This window comes from Moorena sp. SIO4A1 (assembly GCF_010672065.1).
Taxonomy (GTDB): Bacteria; Cyanobacteriota; Cyanobacteriia; order Cyanobacteriales; family Coleofasciculaceae; genus Moorena.
On record NZ_JAAHHX010001055.1, the window covers coordinates 1 to 1043 of the forward strand.

Annotated in this window: 2 protein-coding genes; one reads left to right on the forward strand and one right to left on the reverse strand. The window is 37.3% G+C overall.

All coding sequences use genetic code 11. The features are described 5' to 3' along the window. On the forward strand, window positions 1–378 hold a 378-nt coding region (locus tag F6K53_RS45215; RefSeq protein WP_293087709.1), incomplete at its 5' end, for a tocopherol cyclase family protein. 180 nt (window positions 379–558) lie between these two features. Here the strand turns inward: F6K53_RS45215 and F6K53_RS45220 are convergent. Further along, entirely contained in the window at window positions 559–921 is a 363-nt protein-coding gene (locus F6K53_RS45220; RefSeq protein WP_293054789.1) for a hypothetical protein, read from the reverse strand. Between the last annotated feature and the right edge of the window lie 122 nt (window positions 922–1043).

The window sequence follows — 1043 nt, forward strand, 5'->3', positions numbered from 1 at the left end:
TCAGAAGCTGCTGCTTTGATTGGCATTCACTACGAAGGTAAATTTTATGAATTCGTGCCCTGGAATTCAGAAGTAAGCTGGCAGATTGAGCCTTGGGGAAATTGGCAGATGCAAGGGCGCAATGGTGAGTATGAAGTAGAGTTAACTGGTACAACTGACTATCCTGGTACACCTCTACTAGCTCCGACGGAACAGGGATTAAATTTGATTTGCCGAGATACTATGCAAGGTAACCTGAAGTTGGAACTTAAACAACGACGTGGGGATAACGTTGAACCGATTTTGATAGCTGAAAGTAAGTTATGTGGATTAGAAGTTGGTGGTATTCCTTGGCAAAAACCCTGGAATTCTTCTGCTAAATTGCCTTGGGTTTTGTGATATAGCGCTATGGGCCAGGCAAGAGAGAAAAGGCAAAAGGCAAAGGTGCGCTTTCCGGATTAAGAATTAAATTCGCCACGGGTCGCACCTAAAAGTTGATTACCACAGCTTTTCAGCTTTTATCATCGTTGACTTTTATGTTATTAAATAGGAATTATTGAGAATAACTAGACAGCTTGATTAGTCATCAGACTTATATTTGATCTTCATGACATAATTTATTTTCCCTTTGCTTCCGAATGTCACATCGACACCTTGTATACCATCTACATTAATTCCCGCAGCAGCATCACGGCTCATCTCAATTTCCATTTCATCAACGTTTTGCTTGCGTCCCTCCTCAATGATTGACCTAATGATTTCACTATCATTTTGAATAATTTCATTATCATTTTTAAAAATATTACCTGGTGACTTGACTAAATCTACTACATATTTAACAAGTCCCAATGCAGCTTGGTAAGTGGAAAATGGAAGAATAAAAATTTTCCAGTTAAATTCAGCTTCAAGCTTCTTTGTTTCTGTGTTATAAAGTATTTTCATAACATCATTTATTGATTTTTTAACAGCACTTTCGCCAATCTAGGATATTAAAAATTACAATTAGTCCGTTATGATACTTAGTATTACCCCAAATACAGTATCCCAAAAGCACATTTTTTAGG

Coding starts and splice junctions, on each gene's coding strand:
- F6K53_RS45220 (WP_293054789.1), bottom strand. CDS start 921: ATGAAAATACTTTATAACACAGAAACAAAGAAGCTTGAAGCTGAATTT.